The organism is Streptomyces sp. NPDC057623 (assembly GCF_042800355.1).
In the GTDB taxonomy this organism is placed as follows: domain Bacteria; phylum Actinomycetota; class Actinomycetes; order Streptomycetales; family Streptomycetaceae; genus Streptomyces.
In genome coordinates this window covers 145,212-168,461 of sequence record NZ_JBHVGZ010000005.1, presented here as the reverse complement: position 1 = coordinate 168,461, position 23,250 = coordinate 145,212, and the positions used below count along the sequence as shown (strand labels likewise).

The 23,250-nt window shown below is 72.2% G+C and carries 27 protein-coding genes and 1 pseudogene; 16 read left to right on the top strand and 12 right to left on the bottom strand.

The genetic code is table 11. From position 1 onward, the window contains the following. Positions 1-6: 6 nt before the first annotated feature. Genes ACFU95_RS07900 through ACFU95_RS07875 form a run of 6 tightly spaced genes read left to right on the top strand, consistent with a single transcriptional unit; the run spans position 7 to position 3,373 of the window. A complete protein-coding gene (locus ACFU95_RS07900; protein WP_383823327.1) occupies positions 7-630 on the top strand; it encodes a DNA primase in 624 nt (207 codons plus the stop codon). Further along, entirely contained in the window at positions 627-1,778 is a 1,152-nt protein-coding gene (locus ACFU95_RS07895; protein ID WP_383823324.1) for an SRPBCC family protein, read from the top strand. Before ACFU95_RS07900 ends, ACFU95_RS07895 begins: the two co-directional genes overlap by 4 nt. Continuing rightward, positions 1,775-2,101 (top strand): gas vesicle protein, encoded by a 327-nt coding sequence (locus tag ACFU95_RS07890; protein ID WP_383823321.1) that lies wholly within the window; start codon positions 1,775-1,777, stop codon positions 2,099-2,101. Before ACFU95_RS07895 ends, ACFU95_RS07890 begins: the two co-directional genes overlap by 4 nt. Beyond that, the gene (locus ACFU95_RS07885) at positions 2,098-2,907 is read left to right on the top strand and encodes a GvpL/GvpF family gas vesicle protein (RefSeq protein ID WP_383823319.1); all 810 of its coding nucleotides are present in this window, start codon (positions 2,098-2,100) and stop codon (positions 2,905-2,907) included. Before ACFU95_RS07890 ends, ACFU95_RS07885 begins: the two co-directional genes overlap by 4 nt. Further along, positions 2,904-3,092, top strand: coding sequence for a gas vesicle protein (locus ACFU95_RS07880; RefSeq protein ID WP_383823316.1), 189 nt, complete (start codon positions 2,904-2,906; stop codon positions 3,090-3,092). Before ACFU95_RS07885 ends, ACFU95_RS07880 begins: the two co-directional genes overlap by 4 nt. Continuing rightward, entirely contained in the window at positions 3,089-3,373 is a 285-nt protein-coding gene (locus ACFU95_RS07875; RefSeq protein WP_383449305.1) for a gas vesicle protein K, read from the top strand. The genes ACFU95_RS07880 and ACFU95_RS07875 overlap by 4 nt, the downstream gene beginning before the upstream one ends. Before the next feature lie 136 nt (positions 3,374-3,509). On the opposite strand, the gene ACFU95_RS07870 is transcribed toward ACFU95_RS07875, so the two are convergent. The 3 genes from ACFU95_RS07870 to ACFU95_RS07860 all read right to left on the bottom strand — a co-directional run bounded on the left by ACFU95_RS07870 (position 3,510) and on the right by ACFU95_RS07860 (position 6,177). Next, positions 3,510-3,680, bottom strand: a complete 171-nt coding sequence (locus ACFU95_RS07870) for a hydrophobic protein (RefSeq protein ID WP_383823314.1) — start codon at positions 3,678-3,680, stop codon at positions 3,510-3,512. A gap of 44 nt (positions 3,681-3,724) precedes the next feature. Then, positions 3,725-4,546: a methyltransferase domain-containing protein gene (locus ACFU95_RS07865; RefSeq protein WP_383823311.1), complete on the bottom strand. Its 822-nt coding sequence runs from the start codon at positions 4,544-4,546 to the stop codon at positions 3,725-3,727. A 137-nt stretch (positions 4,547-4,683) separates the two neighbouring features. Next, the gene (locus ACFU95_RS07860; protein WP_383823308.1) at positions 4,684-6,177 is read right to left on the bottom strand and encodes a bifunctional phosphatase PAP2/diacylglycerol kinase family protein; all 1,494 of its coding nucleotides are present in this window, start codon (positions 6,175-6,177) and stop codon (positions 4,684-4,686) included. 72 nt (positions 6,178-6,249) lie between these two features. Between ACFU95_RS07860 and ACFU95_RS07855 the strand changes: the two genes are divergently transcribed. From ACFU95_RS07855 to ACFU95_RS07845, 3 genes are all read left to right on the top strand, one after another. Continuing rightward, positions 6,250-6,903, top strand: coding sequence for a histidine phosphatase family protein (locus tag ACFU95_RS07855; protein ID WP_383823306.1), 654 nt, complete (start codon positions 6,250-6,252; stop codon positions 6,901-6,903). Positions 6,904-6,991: 88 nt separating this feature from the next. Beyond that, entirely contained in the window at positions 6,992-8,611 is a 1,620-nt protein-coding gene (locus ACFU95_RS07850) for an ABC-F family ATP-binding cassette domain-containing protein (RefSeq protein WP_383823303.1), read from the top strand. Between the two features lie 259 nt (positions 8,612-8,870). Continuing rightward, the gene (locus ACFU95_RS07845) at positions 8,871-9,098 is read left to right on the top strand and encodes a DUF6158 family protein (protein ID WP_383823301.1); all 228 of its coding nucleotides are present in this window, start codon (positions 8,871-8,873) and stop codon (positions 9,096-9,098) included. Between the two features lie 33 nt (positions 9,099-9,131). Here the strand turns inward: ACFU95_RS07845 and ACFU95_RS07840 are convergent, their stop codons facing one another. The 5 genes and pseudogenes from ACFU95_RS07840 to ACFU95_RS07820 form a co-directional block, all read right to left on the bottom strand. Continuing rightward, on the bottom strand, positions 9,132-9,881 hold the full coding sequence (locus ACFU95_RS07840) for a catalase-related domain-containing protein (RefSeq protein WP_383823299.1): 750 nt from the start codon (positions 9,879-9,881) through the stop codon (positions 9,132-9,134). Between the two features lie 154 nt (positions 9,882-10,035). After that, positions 10,036-11,101: pseudogene (locus ACFU95_RS07835) on the bottom strand (catalase); the annotation flags it as partial. Further along, positions 11,102-11,644, bottom strand: a complete 543-nt coding sequence (locus ACFU95_RS07830; protein ID WP_383823296.1) for a type 1 glutamine amidotransferase domain-containing protein — start codon at positions 11,642-11,644, stop codon at positions 11,102-11,104. 125 nt (positions 11,645-11,769) lie between these two features. Further along, positions 11,770-12,189 carry a CBS domain-containing protein gene (locus ACFU95_RS07825; protein WP_383823293.1) on the bottom strand — a complete coding sequence of 140 codons (420 nt, stop codon included), beginning with the start codon at positions 12,187-12,189 and terminating at the stop codon, positions 11,770-11,772. Then, a complete protein-coding gene (locus ACFU95_RS07820) occupies positions 12,182-12,580 on the bottom strand; it encodes a DUF2795 domain-containing protein (RefSeq protein WP_383823290.1) in 399 nt (132 codons plus the stop codon). The genes ACFU95_RS07825 and ACFU95_RS07820 overlap by 8 nt, the downstream gene beginning before the upstream one ends. 133 nt (positions 12,581-12,713) lie before the next feature. Here ACFU95_RS07820 and ACFU95_RS07815 point away from each other — a divergent pair, with 133 nt between their 5' ends. Beyond that, entirely contained in the window at positions 12,714-12,848 is a 135-nt protein-coding gene (locus ACFU95_RS07815; RefSeq protein ID WP_383823287.1) for a hypothetical protein, read from the top strand. A gap of 79 nt (positions 12,849-12,927) precedes the next feature. Here ACFU95_RS07815 and ACFU95_RS07810 read toward each other — a convergent pair whose 3' ends face one another. Further along, on the bottom strand, positions 12,928-14,745 hold the full coding sequence (locus ACFU95_RS07810; RefSeq protein WP_383823284.1) for a thiamine pyrophosphate-requiring protein: 1,818 nt from the start codon (positions 14,743-14,745) through the stop codon (positions 12,928-12,930). A 253-nt stretch (positions 14,746-14,998) separates the two neighbouring features. Between ACFU95_RS07810 and ACFU95_RS07805 the strand changes: the two genes are divergently transcribed. Next, complete coding sequence (locus ACFU95_RS07805) at positions 14,999-15,790, top strand: RNA polymerase sigma factor SigF (RefSeq protein ID WP_383823281.1); 792 nt, start codon at positions 14,999-15,001, stop codon at positions 15,788-15,790. Positions 15,791-15,850: 60 nt separating this feature from the next. On the opposite strand, the gene ACFU95_RS07800 is transcribed toward ACFU95_RS07805, so the two are convergent. Then, positions 15,851-16,972, bottom strand: a complete 1,122-nt coding sequence (locus ACFU95_RS07800) for a GAF domain-containing protein (protein ID WP_383823278.1) — start codon at positions 16,970-16,972, stop codon at positions 15,851-15,853. A gap of 139 nt (positions 16,973-17,111) precedes the next feature. Here ACFU95_RS07800 and ACFU95_RS07795 point away from each other — a divergent pair, with 139 nt between their 5' ends. The 4 genes from ACFU95_RS07795 to ACFU95_RS07780 all read left to right on the top strand — a co-directional run bounded on the left by ACFU95_RS07795 (position 17,112) and on the right by ACFU95_RS07780 (position 21,283). Continuing rightward, on the top strand, positions 17,112-17,828 hold the full coding sequence (locus tag ACFU95_RS07795) for an ANTAR domain-containing response regulator (protein WP_383823276.1): 717 nt from the start codon (positions 17,112-17,114) through the stop codon (positions 17,826-17,828). Between the two features lie 171 nt (positions 17,829-17,999). Then, positions 18,000-18,875 (top strand): hypothetical protein, encoded by an 876-nt coding sequence (locus ACFU95_RS07790; RefSeq protein ID WP_383823273.1) that lies wholly within the window; start codon positions 18,000-18,002, stop codon positions 18,873-18,875. Positions 18,876-18,974: 99 nt separating this feature from the next. Then, on the top strand, positions 18,975-20,222 hold the full coding sequence (locus tag ACFU95_RS07785) for an aminotransferase class I/II-fold pyridoxal phosphate-dependent enzyme (RefSeq protein ID WP_383823270.1): 1,248 nt from the start codon (positions 18,975-18,977) through the stop codon (positions 20,220-20,222). Then, entirely contained in the window at positions 20,219-21,283 is a 1,065-nt protein-coding gene (locus tag ACFU95_RS07780) for an MBL fold metallo-hydrolase (protein WP_383823266.1), read from the top strand. The genes ACFU95_RS07785 and ACFU95_RS07780 overlap by 4 nt, the downstream gene beginning before the upstream one ends. 41 nt (positions 21,284-21,324) lie before the next feature. On the opposite strand, the gene ACFU95_RS07775 is transcribed toward ACFU95_RS07780, so the two are convergent. Both ACFU95_RS07775 and ACFU95_RS07770 read right to left on the bottom strand, forming a co-directional pair. Next, the gene (locus ACFU95_RS07775) at positions 21,325-21,945 is read right to left on the bottom strand and encodes a DedA family protein (RefSeq protein WP_383823263.1); all 621 of its coding nucleotides are present in this window, start codon (positions 21,943-21,945) and stop codon (positions 21,325-21,327) included. Continuing rightward, a complete protein-coding gene (locus ACFU95_RS07770; protein ID WP_383823260.1) occupies positions 21,942-22,715 on the bottom strand; it encodes an MBL fold metallo-hydrolase in 774 nt (257 codons plus the stop codon). The genes ACFU95_RS07775 and ACFU95_RS07770 overlap by 4 nt, the downstream gene beginning before the upstream one ends. An 84-nt stretch (positions 22,716-22,799) precedes the next feature. On the opposite strand from ACFU95_RS07770, the gene ACFU95_RS07765 reads away from it, so the two are divergent. After that, positions 22,800-23,207, top strand: a complete 408-nt coding sequence (locus tag ACFU95_RS07765) for a hypothetical protein (protein ID WP_383823257.1) — start codon at positions 22,800-22,802, stop codon at positions 23,205-23,207. Positions 23,208-23,250 lie beyond the last annotated feature (43 nt).

Here is a 23,250-nt window from a genome sequence, read left to right as displayed (position 1 = left end):
GGCACGATGAACCGAGTGGGACTGGGCCTCGCCGTAGGGGCCGGATACGTCCTCGGACGTACGAAGAAGATGAAACTGGCGTTCGCCGTCGGCACGTTGGTGGCCGGCAAGCGGATGCAACTGAGCCCGCGGGCGCTCGCGGACCTGGTGTCCCAGCAGCTCCAGAACAACCCGCAGTTCAAGGAGATCGGGGACCAGCTGCGCGAGGACCTGCGAGGTGTGGGCAAGGCGGCGTCGGGCGCGATGGTCGAGCGGCAGCTCGACGCCTTCGCCGACCGGCTGCACGGGCGTACCGCACAGGTACGTGACCAGCTGGCCGGGGCGGTGCCCGGCACGGAGGGCCTCGGTCCGGACGACGAGGAGTACGAGGAGCCCGAGGAGGCGGCCGACGCCGAGGAGCCCGAGGCCGAGGAGGAGCCGCGTCGCAAGGCGGCGAAGAAGGCTCCGGCGAAGAAGACCGCCGCGAAGAAGGCGCCCGCCAAGAAGTCCGCGGCGAAGAAGGCTCCGGCCGAGAAGACGGCGGCGAAGAAGACGGCGGACCGGAAGCCCGCCGCCAAGAAGACGGCCGCGGCGGGCGGAGCCGCCCGGAGCGCGCGGTCCCGGCTGCCGAAGGGCGGTGACGAGCGATGACCGGGAAACTCGGATCCGCGAACTCGGCGACTTCCGCGGCCCGCGGGGCCACGGGGCCGCTCAGCGGGCTGGCCCAGAGCGAGGCCGCCGACCGGCTCAAGGCCGAACTGCGCGAGTACCTCGCCGCCCAGGCCACGCGGCTGCTGACCGGCGCCGGCCAGAAACTCGGTGAGACCACGGGCAAGCTGACCGACATCGCCGAGGGCCGCAGCCCCGGCTTCGCCCAGCTCGCCCTGGACGGCGGCCGCAAGCTCGCCGAGGGCAAGGGGCCGCTGCGCAGCGCGCTGGAGCTCGGCGCCTCACGTGCCAAGGACAACGTGACCGACGCGCTGAAGAACCTCGTCGGCGGCAAGGGCAAGGGCAAGGGCAAGGGCGGGGCGGGCAAGAAGCCCACCGTCATCATCGAGTACGTCGATGTCGGCGTCCCGCTGCGCACCGCGTACGACCAGTGGACCCAGTACCAGGACTTCAGCACCTTCGCGAAGGGCGTGAAGAGCGCGAACCGCGCCGACGACACGACCTCCGACTGGCAGCTCAAGGTCTTCTGGTCCAACCGCAGCTGGAAGGCGCACACCACCGAGCAGACCCCCGACGACCGCATCGCGTGGACGTCGGAGGGCGCCAAGGGCTCCACGAAGGGAGTCGTCTCCTTCCACCGGATCGCCGACAGCCTCACCCGTGTCCTGCTGGTCGTCGAGTACTACCCCAAGGGTCTGTTCGAGAAGACCGGCAACATCTGGCGCGCCCAGGGCCGCCGCGCCCGGCTCGACCTCAAGAACTACGTCCGCTACATCACCCTCAAGGGAGAGGCGGAGGACGGCTGGCGCGGGGAGATCCGCGACGGTGAGGTCGTCCGCAGCCACGAGGACGCGGTCGCGGAGGAGGACGAGGAGGCGTACGAAGGAGAGGAGCAGGAAGACGGGGAGGCCGCGTACGCCGAGGAGGAGCCCGAGGAGGACGAGGAGGACGAGGAGGACGGAGAGTACACGGACGAGGACGCGGGGGAACCGGAGGACGAGTACGAGCCCGAGGACGAGTACGAGGAGGAGCCCGAGGACGAGGAGGAACCGGAAGCCGAGGCCGCCGAGGACCCTGAGGAGGAGCCCGAGGACGAGGCCGAGTACGCCGGTGGCGGGAGCCGCCGATGACGACTCCCGGGCGGCTGCCCCAGCCCTACGGCCACGACAGCGGCGCCAACCTCGCCGACATCCTGGAAAGGGTGCTCGACAAGGGCGTGGTCATCGCGGGCGACATCCGGATCAACCTGCTCGACATCGAACTCCTCACCATCAAGCTGCGGCTCATCGTCGCCTCCGTCGACAAGGCGAAGGAGATGGGCATCGACTGGTGGGAGGACGACCCGGCGCTGTCGACGCGCGCCCGCCGGGACGAACTGGCCCGGGAGAACGCCGAGTTGCGTGAGCGGCTGGCCCAACTGGAGCCCGCCCGGCAACAGGAGGAGGCCCGATGACCGGACTGCGCTACGTCTATGCCGTCTGCCGCCCCTTTCGCTCCGCCCTCCAGTCCCAGCTGACCGGGGTCGCCGGGTCGCCGCCCAAGCAGCTGACGCACCACGGCCTGATCGCCGTCGTCAGTACGGTGCCCGAGGCGGACTTCGCCGAGGAGCCGCTGCGCGCCCATCTGGAGGACCTGGACTGGCTCACCGCCACGGCCCGCGCCCACCAGCAGGTCATCGACGCGCTCACCGTCGTCACCACCCCGCTGCCGCTGCGGCTCGCCACCGTCTTCCGGGACGACAGCGGGGTACGGACCATGATGGAGGCCCGCGAGGAGGACTTCCGGCGCGTCCTGGACCGGCTGGAGGGCCGGGTCGAGTGGGGCGTGAAGGTGTACGCCGAACCGGAGACCACGGAGATTACGGCCACGGAGACCACGGAGGCCGCGGAGCCCGGCCGGCCGGACGGGGCGGCCGGGTCGGGCCGCGACTATCTGCGGCGGCGCCGTATGCAGACGCGGGCCCGGGAGGACGTGTGGCAGAAGGCCGCCGCATTCGCCGGCCGACTCCACGAAACGCTTTCCGCCTTCGCTGAGGATTCCCGGCTGCATGCCCCGCAGAACGCCGCCCTGTCCGGCGCGCCCGGACAGAGCATGCTCAACGCCGCTTATCTGGTGCCGCGTGCGGATTCCGAGGAATTCGTGGAACTGGTGGACCGCGAGAAGGACGATGCCCCCGGAATCCGGGTCGAACTCACCGGGCCCTGGGCAGCCTATTCCTTCACCGACGAGTTCGCGGAGGAGCCGGAGGTGGAGCCGTGACCGCCGTCGAACGCCGCGAGGTCGCCCTCGTGGACCTGCTCGATCGGCTGCTCGCCGGGGGCGTCGTCGTCACGGGGGACGTCACTTTGCGGATCGCGGATGTCGATCTCGTCCGTATCGACCTGAACGCGCTGATCAGCTCGGTCAACGAGCAGGTCCCGTCGCCCTGGGGGGAGCCCGCGTGACGTCCCACCGCAACCGACTGGACCTCGACCCCGACACGGTGGAACGCGACCTCGTGAAACTCGTCCTCACGGTCGTGGAACTGCTGCGCCAGCTGATGGAGCGCCAGGCCCTGCGCCGCTTCGACACGGGGGATCTGAGCGAGGAGCAGGAGGAGCGCATCGGCCTCACGCTGATGCTGCTGGACGACCGGATGACCGAACTGCGGGAGCGCTACGGACTGCGGCCCGAGGACCTGAACCTGGACCTCGGCCCGCTGGGGCCACTGCTTCCCAGGGAGTGATCAGGAAGCGACCGGGGAGTGACCAGGGAGTGACCAGGGAATGACCAGGGAATGACAGAGAAATCGGCAGTGAAATCAATTCACTGCCGATTTCTCGTCGTTCTTTATTCTTTTTCGCTGTCAGTCGAACGCGGACCTACCACCGATACCAGCGACCCCTGCCTCCTGCCGCGGTGTTGCCGCGCATCACGAAACCCAGGAGCCACAGCACGAGAACCACGACCGCGATCCACCACAGCGCCTTCAGCGCGAATCCGGCACCGAACAGAACAAGGGCCAGCAGCAGCACGAGCAGAATAGGAACCATAGTTTTTTGACCTCCTGCTCACCGGGTTTCCAGAAAAACGCGATTCAGGCGTCTTTACGGCACAGAATCTCCCCGTGCAGAACACTGAACCAGCCTTCTTCCCGTCGGCCCCACTCCCGCCAGGCCTCCGATACGGCCCGCAGTCCCTCCGCGCTCGCGTGTCCGCCCTCCGTGGCCCGCTCGGCGTACGCCGAGGCCAGTGTGCGATCCGCCCACAGCCCGCTCCACCAGGCCCGCTCGTCCGGCGTCGAGAAGGTCCAGGTGCTCGACGTGGCCGCGATGTCCGTCAGCCCGGCCCGCAGCGCCCAGGACTTCAGCCGGCGTCCGGCGTCCGGCTCCCCGCCGTTGGCGCGGGCGACCCGGCGGTACAGCTCCAGCCAGGCGTCCATGCCCTGGGACGCCGGATGCCAGGTCATGGCCGCGTAGTCCGAGTCGCGGACCGCGATGAAGCCGCCCGGCCTGGTCACCCGGCGCATCTCGCGCAGCGCGCCCACCGGATCGCCGACGTGCTGGAGCACCTGGTGGGCGTGGACCACGCAGAACGTGTCGTCCGGGAAGTCCAGGGCGTGCACGTCCGCGACCGCGAAGTCGACGTTCGCCAGACCGCGTCCGGCCGCCGTGGTCCGGGCCTGCTCCAGGATCTCCGGCGCCCGGTCGACGCCGGTGACGTGCCCGTCGGGGACCAGGGCCGCCAGGTCGGCGGTGATCGTGCCCGGGCCGCAGCCGACGTCCAGGATCCTCATGTGCGGCTTCAGTGAGCCGAGCAGGTAGGCCGCCGAGTTGGCGGCCGTACGCCAGGTGTGCGAACGCAGCACGGACTCGTGGTGCCCGTGCGTGTAGACGGCGGTCTCCTGGGCCTTCGACATGCGTGTTCCCCTCGTCGCGTCATACCGGTCCACGGGGCGCGCGGCCCCGCCTGGCGGTACGCGACACGGTACGCCCGCATGTCGAATGGTGAGACCTGCGTATTGCCATCTGGACTGATGGCTCGTCAGACCAGTTGTCAGACGCCGGGCAGCGGACGGTAGACCGTCAGTGCCTCCGGCAGCTTCTCCAGGGTCACCTCGCCGCCCACCTCGGTGACTTCGCCGTCGTAGGCGAGGAGCGCGCCCGGTGTGACGCCGGACAGGTGCAGTCGGCCGACCTGGACCGCCGCGTGGGCCGGAGAACGCGTCAGCGGGCCCGCCACGGCGGCCGCGAGCAGGCGCAGTGCGGGTCGGCGGCCCCCGTGCACGACCCGTACGTCGAGCACGCCGTCCGCGAGATTCAGGCGCCGGGCAGGGGCGAGGCCCATCCGGTGGTAGGTGCCGTTCCCGGCGAACAGCATCCACAACGGGTGTGCGCGGCCCGCGACTTCGGTGTGCAGCGGGTGGCGGTCCCGGCGCAGGACGCGCAGGGCCGCGAGCACCCCGGCCGGCCAGGCGCCGATCCGGTGCGAGAAGCGGTCCCGCTCCAGCACCAGCTCCGGATACACACCGAGGCTGCACGTGTTGAGGAACACGCCCTGCTGTCCATCGCAGGTGAAGCGGCCCACGTCCACGCGCACCGCCTCGCCCCGCCGGACGGCCCGGCCCAGGTCGCGCTCGTCCTCCACACCCAGGTCGTAGGCGAAGTGGTTCAGCGTGCCCCCGGGCAGCACCGCGAGAGGCAGGCCGAACTCCAGCGCCACCTCGGCGGCCGCGTTCACCGTGCCGTCGCCGCCGCACACCCCGAGCACCCGGGCCCGGGTCGCCGCCTTGCGCAACTCGGCCCGGGTGTCGGCCGGTTCGCACTCGACGAGCTCGGCGCGCGGCAGAACGTCCAGCAGGGCGTGCACCCGGTCGGAACTGCCCGACGCCTTGTTGGCCACCACGACCAGGCCGTCCCCGTCCTCCAGCGCCGGAACGTCCGTCCGGGGCCGGGCCGGCGGGACCACCCGGTCACGCGTCGGCACCATGCCCCGTACGGCGAACGCGGCACCCGCGCCCAGGGCCGCGCCCGCCACCACATCGCTCGGGAAGTGGACGCCCGTATACACGCGTGACAACGCGACCGACCAGGCGACCGGCGCCACCGCCAGGCCCCAGGCGGGCGACTCCAGCGCGACTCCGGTCGCGAACGCGGCCGCCGACGCGGCGTGCCCGGACGGGAACGAGGTGGTGATCGGCTGGCGCTTCAGCTGCCGGCCGAGCGGTACGGGGTCCAGGACGGGACGGGGGCGGCGCACCGACCGCTTGCCGAGGGTGTTGATGGTCAGCGAGGCCAGGCTCAACGAGGCGAGACCCCGGGCGGCGGCCCGGCGGGCCCGAGGGGTACGGCTCGCGGCGATCGCGGCGGCCGCCGCGAACCACAGCACGCCGTGGTTCGCGCTCCGGCTCAGCCGCGGCAGGACCGGCTCGGCGTACGGCCAGTTCCGCTCGGCGGCGAACTCGAACAGCCGGGAGTCGAGGGCGAGGAGCCGGTTGCGCAGGGCGTTGCGGCCGGGCTTCGGGACGGTGAGGTCGACGTCTGGGCTCATACAGGGCTGGGTACCCTGAAGTGGCCGATTGCTGTCCGGCCGGCGGTGACCGACACACGGAGGAACCCGTACATGCGCCTGCTCCTCGTCCGCCACGGCCAGACCCCGTCCAACGTGGACTACCTGCTGGACACGGGTGTCCCGGGCGCCGGCCTGACCGCCCTCGGCGAACAGCAGGCCGCCGCGCTTCCCGCGGCCCTGGCCGGCGAGGACATCGAGGCCGTCTACGCGTCCACCCTGATCCGCACCCAGCTCACCGCCGCCCCGCTGGCCGCCGCGCGGGGCCTTGACGTGCTGGTGCGCGACGGGATCCGGGAGGTCTTCGCGGGGGACCTGGAGATGGTGCGCGGGGACACCGGGCAGGGCGGGCTCTACATGAGGACGGTGTTCGCCTGGGCGGCCGGGGAGACCGGGCTGCGGATGCCGGGCGGTGAGAGCGGCACGGAGGTGCTGGCGCGCTACGACTCCGTGGTCGCGGAGGCCGCTCGGAGCGGAGCCGGAACGGTGGCCATGGTCAGTCATGGCGCCGCGATCCGCATGTGGACGGCGGCCCGGGCCGTCAATGTGGATGTGCCCTTCGCCGCGGCGCGCCCGCTCGACAACACCGGGGTGGTGATCCTGGAGGGGACGCCGGCGGACGGCTGGAAGGCGTTGACCTGGGCGGGAGCCGTGGTGGCCCCGGCGGGGGAGGGCGGGCCGACAGGGCGGGCGGTGGACGCCGAGTAGGTTCCCGCCCTCGCTGCCCCTGTCCGGCCCGCACAGCGCCGGATAAGCGTTTGCCCACGGCCGCCGGCGGACCGCAGAATGCGGCCCTATGGGACATCTGGAAGCAGCGCATCTCGAGTACTACCTTCCCGACGGGAGGGCGTTGCTCGGCGACGTGTCGTTCCGGGTGGGGGAAGGCGCCGTGGTGGCACTCGTCGGGCCGAACGGGGCCGGGAAGACGACCCTGCTGCGGCTGATCTCCGGCGAGCTGAAACCGCACGGCGGGACCGTCACCGTGAGTGGCGGCCTCGGCGTGATGCGCCAGTTCGTGGGATCCGTACGGGACGAGACGACCGTACGCGACCTGCTCGTGTCGGTCGCGCCGCCCCGGATCCGCGAGGCGGCGCGGGCCGTCGACGCCGCCGAGCACGGGATCATGACCATCGACGACGAGGCGGCCCAGCTGAGGTACGCGCAGGCGCTCGCCGACTGGGCCGAGGTGCGCGGCTACGAGGCCGAGACGCTGTGGGACATGTGCACCACGGCCGCGCTCGGCGTGCCGTACGAGCGGGCGCAGTGGCGCCAGGTGCGGACCCTGTCGGGCGGTGAGCAGAAGCGGCTGGTGCTGGAGGCGCTGCTGCGCGGCACGGACGAGGTGCTCCTGCTCGACGAGCCCGACAACTATCTCGACGTGCCCGGCAAGCGGTGGCTGGAGGAGCGGCTGAAGGAGACCCGCAAGACCGTCCTCTTCGTCTCCCACGACCGCGAACTCCTCGCCCGCACCGCGCAGAAGATCGTCTCCGTCGAGCCCTCTCCGGCCGGCGCCGACGCCTGGGTGCACGGCGGCGGCTTCGCCACGTACCACGAGGCCCGGCGCCAGCGCTTCGCCCGCTTCGAGGAACTGCGCAAACGCTGGGACGAGAAGCACGCCCAGCTGAAGAAGCTGGTGCTGACACTCCGTCAGGCCGCCGAGAACAGCCCCGCGATGGCCTCCCGCTACCAGGCCGCCCAGACCAGGCTGCGCAAGTACGAGGAGATCGGCCCGCCGCCGGAGCCGCCGCGCGAGCAGGACATCAGGATGCGGCTGAAGGGCGGCCGTACCGGGGTGCGGGCCGTCATCTGCGACGGACTCGAACTCACGGGCCTGATGCAGCCGTTCTCCCTGGAGGTCTTCTACGGCGAACGGGTCGCCGTCCTCGGCTCCAACGGCTCCGGCAAGTCGCACTTCCTGCGCCTGCTGGCCGGCGACGACGTGGCGCACACGGGGGCGTGGAAGCTGGGTGCGCGCGTCGTGCCGGGGCACTTCGCGCAGACGCACGCGCACCCTGAGCTGGTCGGCCGCACGCTCCTCGACATCCTGTGGAAGGAGCACGCCCAGGACCGGGGTGCCGCGATGTCCCGGCTGCGCCGCTACGAGCTCACCCACCAGGCCGAGCAGGCCTTCGACCGGCTCTCCGGCGGGCAGCAGGCCCGCTTCCAGATCCTCCTGCTGGAGCTGGAGGGAGTCACCGCCCTTCTTCTCGACGAGCCGACCGACAACCTCGACCTGGAGTCCGCCGAGGCCCTTCAGGAGGGGCTGGAGGCCTTCGAGGGCACGGTGCTGGCTGTCACGCACGACCGCTGGTTCGCGCGCTCCTTCGACCGGTATCTGGTCTTCGGCAGCGACGGGCGGGTGCGGGAGACGGCGGAGCCGGTGTGGGACGAACGCAGGGTGGAGCGGGCGCGCTAGGTTCCTGGCCCCCGCCGCTGGACTCAGCCCCCTCCGGCGTGTGAGGAGCGGGGTCTGGGGGATCTCTCGGTCACGTCCGGCGGCGGCCCAGGAGCACCTCACCCGCTCGGGCGAAGATCGCGCGTCCATGAGGTTCGCGGGAGTGCCGCCGTTCCCGCGGCCGATCGTGCCGCGGGGCGCCGACGTGTACGCAGGCCCAGGGCCCGGGGTGTTCGTACAGTGGATTCAGGAATCTCTACACGACGAGCGGGGCACCACCATGACCGGAGTCGACCCCAGCCGGCTGGACGACCAGCAGCTCATGAAGGAGCTGGAGACCATCCACCGGACGCGTCACGACACGCTGCTGTACGGCTCGAACGCCGCGATGCGGGCCCACAACGAACGCATGGCGCAGCTGGAGGGCGAGTACCTGCGCCGCAACCCGCGCCGCACGGTGGCAGCGGGCCGCACCCGTGACGGCGCCCGCGAGCGCGGCGCGGGGTGAGAAGCAGCTGAGCGGGGCGGGCCCCCGCCGGCCTCAGTACCGCACCGGCGGACGCCCCCAATGGCGGTGCGCCGACAAGGCGGCCTCGAAGGCCGCCAGAAAGTCCTGGCTCGCCGGGCCCGGAGACGTGTCCGTCACCACGCCCAGGTCGGCCACCGTGTGGTGGAACTCGGCGGACAGCCGGACGCCATCCGGCTCCAGGGACGACAGGACGCCCACGCCGGAGCCGAGCGCGCCGACCGGCTTGCCGTGCCGGTAGGCGTCCCGCACGAAGCGCATCGCGTCCTGGTCGGCGGCCGTGGGCGGGGTGCCGTGCGGGCCGCCGGGCAGCAGTACGGCGTCGTACAGCACGGAGGCGACCGTCGGCAGTGCCCGGTCGACCTCGCACCGGTCACCGTGGGCGCCGCTGACCGAGCCGTCCGTCGGCGCCGGCGCCTCGACGATCGCCCCCTCGGCCGTGAGCGCCTCACGTACCGAGCTCACCTGCGCGGTGTCGACGCCGTCGGTGACGAGGACCGCGATCTGCCGGGTGCGGATCGAGCCGTCGCCGTGCTGCGACTCCATACTCAGCGCGGGGGAGGAGAGCTTGTCCGCCGCCTGTGTCCCGGACGGCTCCGGCACTCCGATGCCGTGCGCGACCTGGGACGCCAGGTCGCCGTTCACCTTCGCGAGCTGCTCGATGGTCCGGGCCCGCACCTCCTTCGCGCCGACCTTGCCGAGCTCGAACCGGAACGCGGCGACGATGTGCTGCTTCTCCCAGTCCGCCATGCTGTTCCAGAACATCGCAGGCTGGCTGTAGGCCCCCGCGCGAGTCTGTTCGAGCGTGGGGGAGCGTGTACGCGCTGCCGTCGACACCGGCGTGCGCGGGGCAGCCGCCGCCCAGGGAGTTCGGGAAGTAGTTCGTGCCGCTGTGCAGCGCGCTCTGGTGGTAGCCGTCGCGTTGGTTGGTGCGTACGGGTGCCACCGGGCGGTTCACCGGCAGCTGGGCGAAGTTGGGACCGCCCAGCCGGATCAGCTGCGTGTCGAGGTAGGAGAAGTTGCGGGCCTGGAGCAGCGGGTCGTTGGTGAAGTCGATCCCGGGGACGACGTTCGCCGTGTGGAACGCGACCTGTTCGGTCTCGGCGAAGAAGTTCTCCGGGTTGCGGTTCAGCACCATCCGGCCGATCGGCCGTACCGGGACCTGCTCCTCCGGGATGACCTTCGTGGCGTCGAGCAGGTCGAAGTCGAAGGCGAACTCGTCCTCCTCCGCGACGAGTTGGACGCCCAGCTCCCACTCCGGGTACTCGCCCGACTCGATCGCGTCCCACAGGTCCCGCCGGTTGAAGTCCGGGTCGCGGCCCTGGCACTCCTGCGCCTCGTCCCACACCAGTGACCGCACGCCCAGCCGCGGCTTCCGGTGGAACTTCACGAACGTGCCCTTCCCGTCCGCGTTCACGAACCGGAAGGTGTGCACGCCGAAGCCCTGCATCATGCGGGAGCTGCGCGGGATCGCCCGGTCCGACATCAGCCACATGATCGCCGGTCGGGATGTCGTTGTGCGGCTCCGGCTTCACCGCGTGCACGAAGTCGGGGAACTTCATGCCGTCCTGGATGAAGAAGACCGGGAAGTTGTTCCCGACCAGGTCGTAATTCCCCTCCGACGTGCAGAACTTGGTCGCGAAGCCGCGCACGTCCCGCACGGTGTCGGCCGAGCCCTTGGGCCCCTGCACCGTGGAGAACCGCACGAACACCGGGGTCTGCACGGCCGGGTCCTGGAGAAAGGCGCACCACCCTCCCCCACTGCCTCAAAGGCGTGGGGGGACCCCCACCGGGATCCGCTCGTGGTCGAAGTGCGTGAGCTTCTCCCGGAAGTGGAAGTCCTCCATCAGCGTCGGCCCGCGTTCGCCGGCGGCCAGCGAGTCGTCGGTGTGGTCGACCTCCACGCCCTGGTCGGTGGTGAGCGGCCCGGCCGTGGGGTCGTCCGCCCGGAAGGCGTCCCGCTGCTCCTGCTTGCGGTTCCCCATTTACGACGCCTCCTTCTCGAAGACTTCGAGGAACGCCTCGCAGAACGCCTTCAGGTCGTCCGGCTTGCGGCTGGTGACCAGCTTGCCGGGGCCGTGGTCGCAGATCCGCACCTGCTCGTCGACCCAGGTGCCGCCCGCGTTGCGGATGTCCGTCCGCAGACTCGGCCAGGAGGTCAGCACCCTCCCGCGTACGACGTCCGCCTCCACCAGCGTCCAGGAGGCATGGCAGATCGCGGCGACCGGGCGGCCCTGATCGAAGAAGTCCCGCACGAAGGCGACGGCCTCCCCGTTCATCCGCAGATAGTCAGGGTTGGCGACACCGCCCGGCAGGACCAGCGCGTCGAACGAGGCGGCGGACGTCTCGCCCACGACCTCCTGCACGGGGAACTTGTCGGCCTTGTCGAGGTGGTGGAACGCCTGGATCGTGCCCGGCTTCGTCGACACGAGCACCGGCTCGTGGCCCGCGTTCACCACCGCCTGCCATGGATCGGTGAGCTCGATCTGCTCGACGCCCTCGGGCGCGGTCAGAAAGGCGATACGCATGATGTCTCAACGTCCTTCCGTGGTCCTGAAAAGGGGCCTCGCCGCTCGTGGAGCCCCTGCTCGTCCCGCCGTGCGGGCACGCACGCGGCAGGCCGGACGGCGACGGTGGCGGTGTCGGCGATCCGTCACTCGTCCGGAGCCGCACGGCTGATCTCGGCCAGCGCCGAGTCGGGATCCTGGGTCTCGGCCAGATCCCCGAGGCTGATGACGCCGACCGGCAGCCCGTCCTCGACGACGGGCAGCCGCCGTACGGCGTGCTCGCGCATCAGCGCGACCGCGACGGACACCCGCTCGCCCGGGTCGATCACCACCGGGTTGCGGCTGCACACCGACCGGGCGCTCACCGTCAGCGGGTCGGCGCCGTCGGCGACCGCGCGCACCGTGATGTCACGGTCGGTGAGGACGCCCACGACGTCCTGGCCGTCGGCCACCACGACATCGCCGATGTCCTGCGCCCGCATCAGCTGCGCCGCCTCGACGAGCGAGGCGTCCGGGCGGACGGCGACCACGCCCGGTGTCATGACGTCCTTCACGAAATCAGCCATCGCGGGCCCTCCTGGGCGCCCCGGTCCCGGTCAGCGCCTCTGCCAGCTCCTGGACATTGGCGTAGCGCTTCGAGCGCGGCAGGTGCTCCAAAGACTCGACCAGGGCATCGGGCGCGTACCCGCGGCGCAACGCGACGATCAGTTCCCGGGGGCTCGCCGGGAAGGCGCTGCGGCCCAGGATCCGCGCCAGTTCGAGTCGGACCGTCGCCAGGGACGCCGTACTCCCCGGCGTCACCGGACCACCCGCGACCTGCGGATCGTCATCGGCGGACGGCTCCGGATCGTGCCACTCCTCGGTCCGGGTGGGGTGGCCGGACCTCAGCAGCCCTTGCAGTTCGTGCTTCATCTCGTCGTCACGGTGAACGCTCAGCCGGTCGCTGCCTCGCTGCATGACTCCCTCCAGATCTTCGGCGTGCGCACCGCGTACCCGTACATCCGGGGGCGACACAGGGTTTGCGCACCGGAAGCGGGGAGACCCGGTCCCTCAACCCCCACGCACGTTCTGCTCGGGGAAGGACCAGGTCATGGCACTGCTCGCGGTGCTCCTCCCACTGCTCATGCTCGGCGTGGTGCTGGCGCTGGGCCGTTACGAGGATGTGCTGCTACCGAAGGACCCGGACGAGACGGACCGGCCGGAAGGGGCGGCGCTCGGTCACTGAGGCCGCCCCCTCCGCTCCCCGGCGAGCCGTCCGGCGGCTCCGGCCGCGGGACGCTGCCGTCCGGTCCCGTCTTCTCGACTCAGTGGCGCTTCTTCTCCCGCCCCGTCTTCTCCCGCCCCGGCAGGAACTCCTGCACCTTCGCCTTGAACCCCTGCCTGATCATGGACCCCCGGTCCGCGTCCCCCTTCAGGATCGACGAGGCCGTGGCCTCCATCTGCTCCCACGTGGCGTGCGGCGGGATCGGCGGTACGGCGGGGTCGGTCAGGAACTCGACGACCGCGGGGCCGTCCGCCTCCAGACCGGCGCGCCAGCCCGCCTCGACGTCCTCGGGCTTCTCGACGCGGATGCCGGTCAGGCCGAGCGAGCGGGCGAAGGCGGCGTACTGGACGTCAGGGAGCTCCTGGGAGGGCAGGAAGGACGGGGCGCCCTCCATGGCGCGCATCTCCCAGGTGACCTGGTTGAGGTCATGGTTGTTCCACACGGCGACGACCAGCCGCGGGTCCTCCCACAGGTCCTTGTACTTCGCCGCCGTGATCAGCTCCGCCAGGCCGTTCATCTGCATCGCGCCGTCGCCGACCAGCGCGATCGCCGGACGGTCCGGGTGGGCGAACTTGGCGCCGATCGCGTACGGCACCCCGCAGCCCATCGTCGCGAGGGTCCCGGAGAGCGACCCGCGCATGCCGGGCCGCATCGTCAGGTGGCGGGCGTACCAGTTCGCCGCCGAGCCCGAGTCGGAGGAGACGATCGCGTTGTCGGGGAGTAGCGGATCCAGGGCGCGGGCGACGTACTCCGGGTTGATGGGGTCGGCGGACTGCTTCGCCCGCCGGTCCATGACCTCGCTCCAGCGCGCCACGTTGTCGCACACCGTGTCGTACCACTCGCGGCCGCGCTCCTCGGACCTGATCAGCGGGATCAGCCGTTCCAGCGTCGCCTTCGCGTCGCCGACCAGATTCGCCTCGTACGGATACCGCATCCCGACCATGTGCGGATCGATGTCGATCTGCACCCCGCGCGCCTTGCCGAACTCCGGCAGGAACTGCGTGTACGGGAAGGAGGATCCGATGGTGAGCAGGGTGTCGCAGTCCCGCATGAGCTCGTACGACGGGCGGGTGCCCAGCAGGCCGATCGAGCCGGTGACATACGGCAGTTCGTCGCTCAGTGCGTCCTTGCCGAGCAGCGCCTTGGCCACGCCGGCGCCGAGCAGTTCGGCGATCCGCTCCACCTCGGCCCGCGCGCCGGACGCGCCCTGGCCGACCAGGATCGCCACCTTGTCACCGGTGTTGAGGATCTCGGCCGCCCGCCGGACCGAGTCGTCCGAGGGGATCGCCGTCCAACCGCTGCGGTCCAGGCTGGAGGGCACCATCTTGAACTCGTGCGTGGGCGCCGAGTAATCGAGCTCCTGGACGTCGCCCGGGATGATGACCGCCGTGGGCGCGCGGCGCGCGTACGCGGTGCGGATCGCCCGGTCCAGGACGTTCGGCAGCTGCTCGGGGACCGTCACCGTCTCCACGAAGTCCGAGGCGACGTCCTTGAACAGGGTGTGCAGGTCCACCTCCTGCTGGTACGAGCCGCCCATCGCGGTGCGGTGCGTCTGGCCCACGATCGCCAGGACGGGGACATGGTCGAGCTTGGCGTCGTAGAGGCCGTTCAGGAGGTGGATCGCGCCCGGTCCGGACGTCGCCGCGCACACGCCGAGACGGCCGCTGAACTTGGCGTAACCGACCGCCTGGAACGCGGACATCTCCTCGTGCCGGGACTGCACGAAACGGGGCTGGTTCTCGGCGCGGCCCCAGGCGGCGAGCAGGCCGTTGATGCCGTCGCCGGGATAGCCGAAGACGTGCTCCACGCCCCACTCGCGCAGACGGTGCAGGACATGGTCGGCGACCTTGGTGCTCATGCGGGACCTCCAGGGTCCGGTGAGAGGGGGGACTGCGCGGCCCCGCTCCGAGTGACCCCGCGGGCCGGTGGAAAACCTGCCCCGGTGTTTGCGGCCCGGGGGCGGGGGCAGGCGAAGAAGCAGTGCTTCGGACAGGAGGCACGTCCGTGGGAGCGGGGATTCCCCGCCACGGGTGTGTCCCGCTCCGGTGCGCGCCCGCACTCCCATGGTGACCGTCCAAGCCAGAGCACGATCAAGGGAGTTGCGACGCACGATGCCCACTTCAGTGAGCGCGAAGCACCACCCGCACGACGACGCCCCCGACACCGCGGAGGACTTCCGCAAGCTCGCCACCCTGCCCGAGGGACAGCAGCGCGACACCGTCCGCGAGCGGATCGTCGAGGCATGGCTCCCCATGGCCGACCGGCTCGCCGGACGTTTCCGCAGCCGCGGCGAGAGCCTCGACGACCTGCGTCAGGTCGCCGCCCTCGGACTCGTCAAGGCCGTCGACCGATACGACCCCGAACGCGGCAACGCCTTCGAGAGCTACGCCGTACCCACCATCACCGGCGAGATCAAGCGGCACTTCCGCGACCACATGTGGACGCTGCACGTGCCGCGCCGGGTGCAGGACCTGCGCAACCGTGTGCGGTTCGCCGTCCAGGACCTCCAGACCGTCTCCGGTCGCCGTCCGACGGTCGCCGAGATCGCCGCGCACGCGGACATGAGCGAGGCCGACGTCAAGGTCGGGCTGGAGGCACTGGAGAGTTTCACCGCCCTGTCGCTGGACGCGGAGCTGCCCGGCAGCGACGACGGGTATTCGCTGAGCGACGCGCTGGGCTCCGCCGATCCCGCGCTGGACACGGTGGTGGACCGTGAGGCGGTCGCACCCCGGCTGGCGGCCCTGCCCGAGCGTGAGCGGGCCATTTTGTACATGCGGTTCTTCGGGGACATGACGCAGAGCCGGATCGCCGAGCAGTTGGGCATCTCGCAGATGCACGTGTCCCGGCTGATCAGCCGGTGCTGCAGCCGCGTGCGGGAGCAGGTGCTCAGTGACGTGGGCTGAAGGTGTCCGCTTGTCGCGCCCCCACGGCGGGTCCGCGGCCTGACACGGTCCCGCGCCCCTTCAGGGCGTTGCCGCCACCGCCAGTGACAGGTGACGGGACATCGTGTCCAGAGCCCTGGCCTCCGCCATCGAGAACGCGGGGCGGGCTGCGCAGCGGAACAGCGTGAGTACGCCCTGTACGGCGCCCCCGACCACGACAGGCACGCACAGCAGTGAGGTGACGTTCGCCTGTACGAGGACGGGGGCGCCCTCGGCGTCACGGCCGAAGGCGTCCGGGTTCGGGGGGCCGACCTGAAGGGCGGGGGAGGCCGTGCGCGCCGTCTCCATGACGAGGGGACACGTCGTCGGATCCTGGCCCGCCAGGGCGCTCGCCTCCTCTTCCGACGGGGCCAGCACGGTCGTACGGGAGAACCCCGCCGTGCCCGTGTCAGCGATCACCCAGTCGGCGAAGCGGCCGTGCAGGACCCGGGCCGCCTGCCGCACGACCGCCTCGCGGTCGCCGCGTGGCGCGGTCAGCAACGTCGTGGTCATCTCGTCCAGGACGTCCATCAGGGCCGCGTGCCGGGTGGTCTCGGCCAGGTCCGGGACCTGCGTCGCCGGGCTCTCGGCCACGCCCGGGGACGCGCGGAGGTCCCCGGGCTGCAGCACCACCAGCACGGTGGTGTGCGGCTCCCCGCTCGGGCGGACGGCGGTCAGGGTCGCGTGGACCGGCGCGGACGGGTGCTGCTGGAGGTGCACGGTGAGACTGCGGTCGCCCTCGCCGCGGGCCACCGCCGCCGCCTGGGAACGGAACGCGGCCCGGTCGGCGTGGGCCAGCAACCCGGTCAGCGGCCGGCCCGTCGCATAGCCCGCCCGGACACCGGTGAAGGCCGTCGCCGTGAAGTTGAGCCGGCGCACCACCGCCTCCCGGTCCACCAGTGCCACTGGGAGCGGGAACCGCTGGAACACGGCCCGCAGCAGATGCTGCTCCTGCCGGTCGGCGGACGGCGTACGGGGCGGGCCCGCCGAGGACAGCCGCTCGTACCACGGCCACAACTGGTCGGCGACATGGTCGAGTTCGAAGATGGCCGCGTCCAGTACGGTCGGCAGGTCCCCTTCCGACACGGACCGCGCCGCCTTGAGTTCCGCGACGCGGCGCACGAAATCCGCGAGCTCTTCACCGAATTCGTCGGTCTTCGCCATGGGAATGAACCTAGCTCGTGGCAACACGGCGCGGGGCGCCGGGACCCAGCCGGGTTCTGCCGGTTGTCCCACCGCCCGTCCTGCCTCCGTTTCGCCCGCACGGGCGCGGGAACGCGCAGGGCAAGAGGAGGAGTTGAGGATGTCCGCTCGCCACCCTGTGGGTCACTGGGGACACGAGTCCGCCGAAGCCGCCCTTCCTGGGCGCCGGTTGTCCGAACTGGTCGAACAGGCCGTGCGCTGCACCGCCGACTGCTGCGGAGCGAGCAGCATGGTCGCCGAGGCGGGTGCCGAGCGGCCCGCCGCCGTCACCCATCCCGACCTCGCCGGTCTCGTCGCCGTGCAGCTCCGCTCCGGGGACGGCCCCATTCCGGACGCCCTGGAACGCGGTGAACCCGTCGACTCGGCCGACCTGCTGCGCGACGAGCGCTGGCCGCAGTACCGCGCCATGGCGCTCGACTCGGGCGTGCGCTCCAGTGTCACGCTCCCGTTCCGCCGCTCCGGGCTGACGGTGACGCTCAGTCTCTACAGCTTCCGGCCGTGCGCCCTGGAGGACGTCGCCCACGGGCCCGTGCACGCCCTCGGCGACTTCGCCGCCAGCTGCCTGGTCCGCGACCGCTCCTACCGCGCCGCGCTCAGCGAGCTCGACCATCTCGGCACCGCCCTGCGTACCCGGCCCGTCGTCGACCAGGCGTGCGGCATCGTCATGCACGTCCTCGGCTGTGACGCCGACGCCGCCTTCGGCGTACTGCGCCGGATCTCCCAGGGCACCAACCGCAAGCTCTCGGACGTCGCGGCCGGGGTCGTCAGCCGACGGGGACGCGGGCTGGAACGCGACTTGGCGGCGCTGCTGAACTGACGGGACGGGTCGGGACGGGTCGGGACACGGGGGAGGGGTATGTCACCCGCTCGGCCGTGCCCGTCCCGCGAATGGTGCCCGGCCGCGCGCGCCCGGACGCCGGGCGGGCTGTCATGGCTGCGGGGGCACGACCGCCGTACCCCGCAGCCGTCGGCCGAAGGAGCCCACCCCATGCGCCGCACCGCCCGCGCCCTGTCCGTCGCCGCTCTGGCCGGTGTGATCCTGGGCTTCGCCGCCTCGGCCGTCTTCGCGGAACCGACCGCGGAGGTCAGCCCCGGCAGTGCCTCCCCGGGCGGCAGCGTCACCGTCTCGGTCTCCTGCGACCCGCTCGGCGGGACCGCGCCCGCCACCCTCGACGCCACCTCGCAGGCGTTCGAAGAGGGCACCGTCGAGCTGAAACGGGTCTCCGGCGACGACGAGAAGGACGCCGGGCCCGCCTACCGCGGCACCGCCCGCATCCCTCCGGCCGAGAACTTCGAGGGTGACCCCGACGCGGCCGGACCGGACTCCGCATGGACGGTGGACGGCACCTGCCCGGCGGCGCCCGGAGGCAAGGGCAAGGAGTGGAGCGCGACGTTGACGGTGGCCCTCGACAGCGGCGGCGGTGAGACGGGGGGTACGGGCGGCACGGGCGGCGGCAAGGACGGCGGCAAGGACGGCGGCTTGGGCGGCGGCTTGGGCGGTACGGACGGCGGCAAGGAGGACGTCGAGAGCGGCAAGGAGGGCATGCAGGGCGGCAAGGACGGCATGCAGGGCGGCAGCGGCGGCACGGACGGTGGTGGTCAACCCTGTGCCGACCCCCGTTCGGGCAGGACCGGACCCGACAAGACCTGGAGCGACACCGACACCGACACCGCATGGGAGGAGACCGGGGGCCACTCGCAGGACTGCGCCGACGACCCGAACCACCACGGCGTACAGGCAGGCACGGGTGGCACCTTCACCGACTCCGTCCCCGCTCTGGTCACGGGCGGTGTGCTGATCGCGGGCGCGGCCGGCGGTGCGGTGTACCGACTGCGCCGCAAGGCTCCCGCCACGGAGGACTGACACACGCCGCCGCCGTGACGGGCGCAACACCTGCGGGCGCCCATGGGGCGGCGGCACGATGGGTACTCACTGAGGCACCAGGCACAGCGCGGAGGCACGATGCGCCCGACGGACCCCGAAGGCCACGGCCCCGTCCGCTACGGACCGCCGCACCCGGGCGACGGGCTGCCCGTGCTGCCCGAACTGGCCGCCGTCCTCGCCGCGGCCGCCGGACGGGCCGAGAGCGAGCCCGTCGGGGGCGGCGCCGCCCTCCTGGAGGCCGCGTGCGGCTACTGGGACCGGCGCGGGCTGTCCACCGGGCCCGAGGAGGCGGTGGCCGCCCCCGGGGCGCCCGCCCTGCTGCTCGCGCTGACCGCCGCGCTCGGCGGCGACGTCCTGGTGCCCAGGCCCTGTGCCGCCTGGTGGGCGCCGTACGCACGGCTGCTGGGCAGGCCCGTCTTCCATGTCGCGACATCGGCCGAGAGCGGCGGCGTGCCGGATCCCTACGCCCTCCTGGAGACCGTCCGCCGGGTCCGTGCCGAGGGCGGTGACCCGCGGCTGCTCGTGCTGTCCGTCGCCGACGACCCCACCGCCACCGTGGCCCCGCCCGAGGCACTGCACGAGACCCTGGAAGCCGCCACCGACGAGGGGTTGCACCTGGTCAGCGACGAGACCTGGCGCGACACGGTGCACGCCCCGCACGACACCGTGCTGCTCAGCCCCGCCGAGATGCTGCCCGAGCAGGTCACCGTCGTCACCGACCTGGCCGGCGCCCACCTCCCGCCGGGCTGGCCGGCCGCGGTCGCCCGGTTCCCCGCGGGCGGCGCCGGGAACGGCCTGCACGCGCGCGTGCTCGACGTGCTCACCGCGCTCGGCGCCCGGATCGCCGGCCCGGTCGCCCACGCCGCCGGGTACGCGCTGGCGGAGCCAGAGCCGGTCACCGCACGGATCATCGCCGCCGTACGCCTGCACGCGCGCGTGGCCACCGCCGCGCACGCCGCCGCCGTGGGCGCGGGCGCCGTGGCGCGGCCCCCGCAGGCCGGACGGCACCTGTACGTCGACCTCGGCCCGCTGCGCGCCGGGCTGTCCGCGCACGGCGTGGGGGACGCGCAGGACCTGGAGGACTTCCTCGCCGCCCGGCTCGGCATGCCCGCGCCGGGCGGGCACCGCTTCGGCGACGACCTCGGCGAGCTGCGCGTACGGCTGTCCACCGGACCGCTGCTGGCCGGCACGGACGAGGAACGAGCGGCATGCGTGACTTCACCCTCGCCGCTGGAACTGCCGCATGTGCACCGCGCGTTGATCCACTTGAAGTCGGTCTTCGACGACCTCCGTGACGAAGCTCAGCGATGGGAGACGCCTCGATGACGCAGCAGTCCGAGTCAGCCACGTCGACCACACCGCGTACGCCGCCCCGGGAAACCGGAGCTTTGGCCGACCCGTCACCCCTCGCGCCCCCGCTCCCGCCGCTCGCCGCACCCCGCCCGCTGGGCGAACGCCGGGTGTGGCCGCGGACCTTCCACGACCGTCTCACCGCCCCGCTGCCCGGCATCAAGACCCTCGCCCGCTTCGCCCGCGAGGGCTCCGTACGCCCCGGCCGGGAGGGCCTCGCCGACATCGCCCGGCTGCCCTACGCGCCGGGCCCGGTGCCGCGCGTGGACGCGCGCACGACCGCCGTCTCCTGGGCGGGGCACGCCAGTTGGGTCGTGCGGATCGGCGGACTGACCGTCCTCACCGACCCCGTCTGGTCACGCCGCATCCTCGGCACCCCGGCCCGGATCACCCCCGTCGGCATCGCCTGGAGCGCCCTGCCGCGCGTCGACGCGGTCGTCATCAGCCACAACCACTACGACCACCTGGACGCCCCCACCCTGCGCCGGCTCCCGCGCGACACGCCCGTGTTCGTGCCGGCCGGTCTCGCCGCCTGGTTCCGTCGCCGCCGGTTCACGCGCGTCACCGAGCTGGACTGGTGGGAGGCCGCCGAACTGTCCGGCGTCCGCTTCGACTTCGTCCCCGCCCACCACTGGTCCAAGCGCACCCTCATCGACACCTGCCGCAGCCTGTGGGGCGGCTGGGTGCTCACCGCCCCCGACGGCCGGCGCGTGTACTTCGCGGGCGACACCGGCTACGGCCACTGGTTCACCCGCATCGGCGAGCGCTACCCCGGCATCGACCTCGCCCTGCTCCCCATCGGCGCCTACGACCCCCGCTGGTGGCTCAGCGACGTCCACTGCGACCCGGAGGAGGCGGTCCGGGCAGCTCAGGACCTCGGCGCGCGGCGGATGGCGCCCATGCACTGGGCCACGTTCGTGCTGTCGGCGGAACCGGTCCTGGAACCCCTCACGCGCGTGCGGGCGGCATGGGAGAAGGCGGGCCTGGACCGGGAGAACCTGTGGGACCTGCCGGTCGGTGCGTCAAGGACGCTTTAGGCCGGCCCACCCCAAGGGGTGCGGGGCCCCGCGACGAAACGTCACCGGGCGGATCGAACCCGCTTCCACACACTGGGCGCCACACTCATCACCAACGTCAGCGCAACAGCCGCAACCACGCCCTCCCAAGGCTCCGAGAACAGCGAGCCCCCAAGGATCCCGATCAGCTGATACGTCACCGCCCAGGCGAGGCACGCCGGCAGGTTCCCCCGCGCGAACCTCCGCATCGGCCACTTCGCCAGCAGGCACGCCAGCATCACCGGCAGCCGTCCCGCCGGCACCAGCCGGGACAGCACCAGCACCGCCACCCCGTGCGCGGCGAGCTTCTCCTGCGCCTGCGCGAGCCGGTCCTCCGGCGCACGCGAGCGGATCGCCTCCAGCCAGCGCGAGCCGTTCTTCGAGCCCATGCCACGCCGCCCCAGCCAGTACAACGTCGCGTCCCCCAGGAACGCGGCCGTCGACGCCGTCACGAACACCAGCGCCAGCGAGAACGGTGCCGTCTGATGAAACGCCACCACCGCCGCCGAACTCACCAGTGCGCCCGTCGGGATCACCGGCACCAGCGCCCCTATCAGCACCAGCAAGAACAGCGTCGGATAGCCGATCGCCTGCTGCGTCGACTGCGTCGGCACCACCGTCGTGGCGGCCGCCAGCAGCGTCACCGCGTCACCTCCGGGCGCACGCGCTCCCCGTGCGCGAGCCTATGCACCGACACGCCGGGCGCGCGCTCCGCCGCGAGCCGTGCGAACTCGTCGCCCGGCGCGTGGAATTCATGGGGCCGCACGGCGTCCATGCCGATCGGCCAGTACGTGCCGTAGTGCACCGGCACCGCGCTGCGCGGCGCGAGCCGGGCCAGCGCCTCGGCCGCCCGCCCCGCGTCGAGATGGCCTTCGCCGAGGTACGGTCCCCAGCCGCCGACCGGCAGGAGTGCCACGTCGACCGGCCCGACCTCGTTCGCCATCGTGTCGAACAGCCCGGTGTCCCCGGCGAAGTACGTCCGTGCCTCGCCCTCGATGACATAGCCGAGGGCGGGCGAGCGACGCGGGCCGACCGGCAGCCGCCGCCCGTCGTGCCGCGCGGGCACGGCCCGTACGGCCAGCGGGCCCACCGTCGTCACGTCCCCCGGCTCCACCTCGCTCACCACCAGGTGCGTGAGCCGGCGCAGGGGCGGCACCGCCCGGAGCGCGCCCCGGGGCACGAGCAGCCGGGTGCCCCGCTCCAGCCGTGCCAGGGACGGGACATGCAGATGGTCGGCGTGCAGGTGGGAGACCACGGCGACGTCCGCGCGCCAGGCGCCGGGCGGTGGCGGCGCACCCCGGCGGCGACGCAGGTGTGCGAGCCGGCGCGCGAACAGAGGATCGGTGAGAACGCGCACGTTCGAATCCTCGACCGTGCAGGTGGCGTGACCCCACCACGTGATCTCCACCGGCACCTTCTTTGCCTCCTTCGCGCGACTCCCCGAAGCGTACGGGCTGGAGTAGGGTCGGCGGCGAAACCCGGAGGTGAGGGGGACGCCATGGGGTCATCCGTAGTGCGCGTGACGGCGATCGCCAGTCTGACGCCGCTCGAAGAGCTGGACGCCGACCCCTTCCTGGTGGACTCCCGCAGCCAGCACGCGATGTGCGCGCGCTGGGCCGCCGAGCACGGGTACGTCGTCGCACGCGAGCTTCTCGTACGCCGGTTGCGGGCGGACCACAGCGTGCTGTGGGAGGGCGTCCGCCCGGGCCTCGACCTTTTCGTGGCGCCCAGCCGGAGAGTGCTGGAGAGCGCTTTGTCGTCCGTCGAGGAGTTCACCGCGGAGTGCGCCCGGCGCGGGGCGCGGGTGGAGGTCGTGGGGCGCGCGGAGCCGCGGTACGACGCGCAGATGAAGGCACGGGTGCACCGGAGGCTGTCGATGCCGACGGCGGGTTACGACGGCCGTTGAGCGCTCCCCGTGGGCTGCCGCGAAGGGCCGTACGGCGTCCGCG

What these genes read in the sequence shown, in the direction of transcription:
- ACFU95_RS07900 (WP_383823327.1), top strand. Translation starts at nt 7, where the DNA reads ATGAACCGAGTGGGACTGGGCCTCGCCGTAGGGGCCGGATACGTCCTC.
- ACFU95_RS07895 (WP_383823324.1), top strand. Translation starts at nt 627, where the DNA reads ATGACCGGGAAACTCGGATCCGCGAACTCGGCGACTTCCGCGGCCCGC.
- ACFU95_RS07890 (WP_383823321.1), top strand. Translation starts at nt 1,775, where the DNA reads ATGACGACTCCCGGGCGGCTGCCCCAGCCCTACGGCCACGACAGCGGC.
- ACFU95_RS07885 (WP_383823319.1), top strand. Translation starts at nt 2,098, where the DNA reads ATGACCGGACTGCGCTACGTCTATGCCGTCTGCCGCCCCTTTCGCTCC.
- ACFU95_RS07870 (WP_383823314.1), bottom strand. Translation starts at nt 3,680, where the DNA reads ATGGTTCCTATTCTGCTCGTGCTGCTGCTGGCCCTTGTTCTGTTCGGT.
- ACFU95_RS07865 (WP_383823311.1), bottom strand. Translation starts at nt 4,546, where the DNA reads ATGTCGAAGGCCCAGGAGACCGCCGTCTACACGCACGGGCACCACGAG.
- ACFU95_RS07860 (WP_383823308.1), bottom strand. Translation starts at nt 6,177, where the DNA reads ATGAGCCCAGACGTCGACCTCACCGTCCCGAAGCCCGGCCGCAACGCC.
- ACFU95_RS07855 (WP_383823306.1), top strand. Translation starts at nt 6,250, where the DNA reads ATGCGCCTGCTCCTCGTCCGCCACGGCCAGACCCCGTCCAACGTGGAC.
- ACFU95_RS07850 (WP_383823303.1), top strand. Translation starts at nt 6,992, where the DNA reads ATGGGACATCTGGAAGCAGCGCATCTCGAGTACTACCTTCCCGACGGG.
- ACFU95_RS07845 (WP_383823301.1), top strand. Translation starts at nt 8,871, where the DNA reads ATGACCGGAGTCGACCCCAGCCGGCTGGACGACCAGCAGCTCATGAAG.
- ACFU95_RS07840 (WP_383823299.1), bottom strand. Translation starts at nt 9,881, where the DNA reads ATGTTCTGGAACAGCATGGCGGACTGGGAGAAGCAGCACATCGTCGCC.
- ACFU95_RS07830 (WP_383823296.1), bottom strand. Translation starts at nt 11,644, where the DNA reads ATGCGTATCGCCTTTCTGACCGCGCCCGAGGGCGTCGAGCAGATCGAG.
- ACFU95_RS07825 (WP_383823293.1), bottom strand. Translation starts at nt 12,189, where the DNA reads ATGGCTGATTTCGTGAAGGACGTCATGACACCGGGCGTGGTCGCCGTC.
- ACFU95_RS07820 (WP_383823290.1), bottom strand. Translation starts at nt 12,580, where the DNA reads ATGCAGCGAGGCAGCGACCGGCTGAGCGTTCACCGTGACGACGAGATG.
- ACFU95_RS07815 (WP_383823287.1), top strand. Translation starts at nt 12,714, where the DNA reads ATGGCACTGCTCGCGGTGCTCCTCCCACTGCTCATGCTCGGCGTGGTG.
- ACFU95_RS07810 (WP_383823284.1), bottom strand. Translation starts at nt 14,745, where the DNA reads ATGAGCACCAAGGTCGCCGACCATGTCCTGCACCGTCTGCGCGAGTGG.
- ACFU95_RS07805 (WP_383823281.1), top strand. Translation starts at nt 14,999, where the DNA reads ATGCCCACTTCAGTGAGCGCGAAGCACCACCCGCACGACGACGCCCCC.
- ACFU95_RS07800 (WP_383823278.1), bottom strand. Translation starts at nt 16,972, where the DNA reads ATGGCGAAGACCGACGAATTCGGTGAAGAGCTCGCGGATTTCGTGCGC.
- ACFU95_RS07795 (WP_383823276.1), top strand. Translation starts at nt 17,112, where the DNA reads ATGTCCGCTCGCCACCCTGTGGGTCACTGGGGACACGAGTCCGCCGAA.
- ACFU95_RS07790 (WP_383823273.1), top strand. Translation starts at nt 18,000, where the DNA reads ATGCGCCGCACCGCCCGCGCCCTGTCCGTCGCCGCTCTGGCCGGTGTG.
- ACFU95_RS07785 (WP_383823270.1), top strand. Translation starts at nt 18,975, where the DNA reads ATGCGCCCGACGGACCCCGAAGGCCACGGCCCCGTCCGCTACGGACCG.
- ACFU95_RS07780 (WP_383823266.1), top strand. Translation starts at nt 20,219, where the DNA reads ATGACGCAGCAGTCCGAGTCAGCCACGTCGACCACACCGCGTACGCCG.
- ACFU95_RS07765 (WP_383823257.1), top strand. Translation starts at nt 22,800, where the DNA reads ATGGGGTCATCCGTAGTGCGCGTGACGGCGATCGCCAGTCTGACGCCG.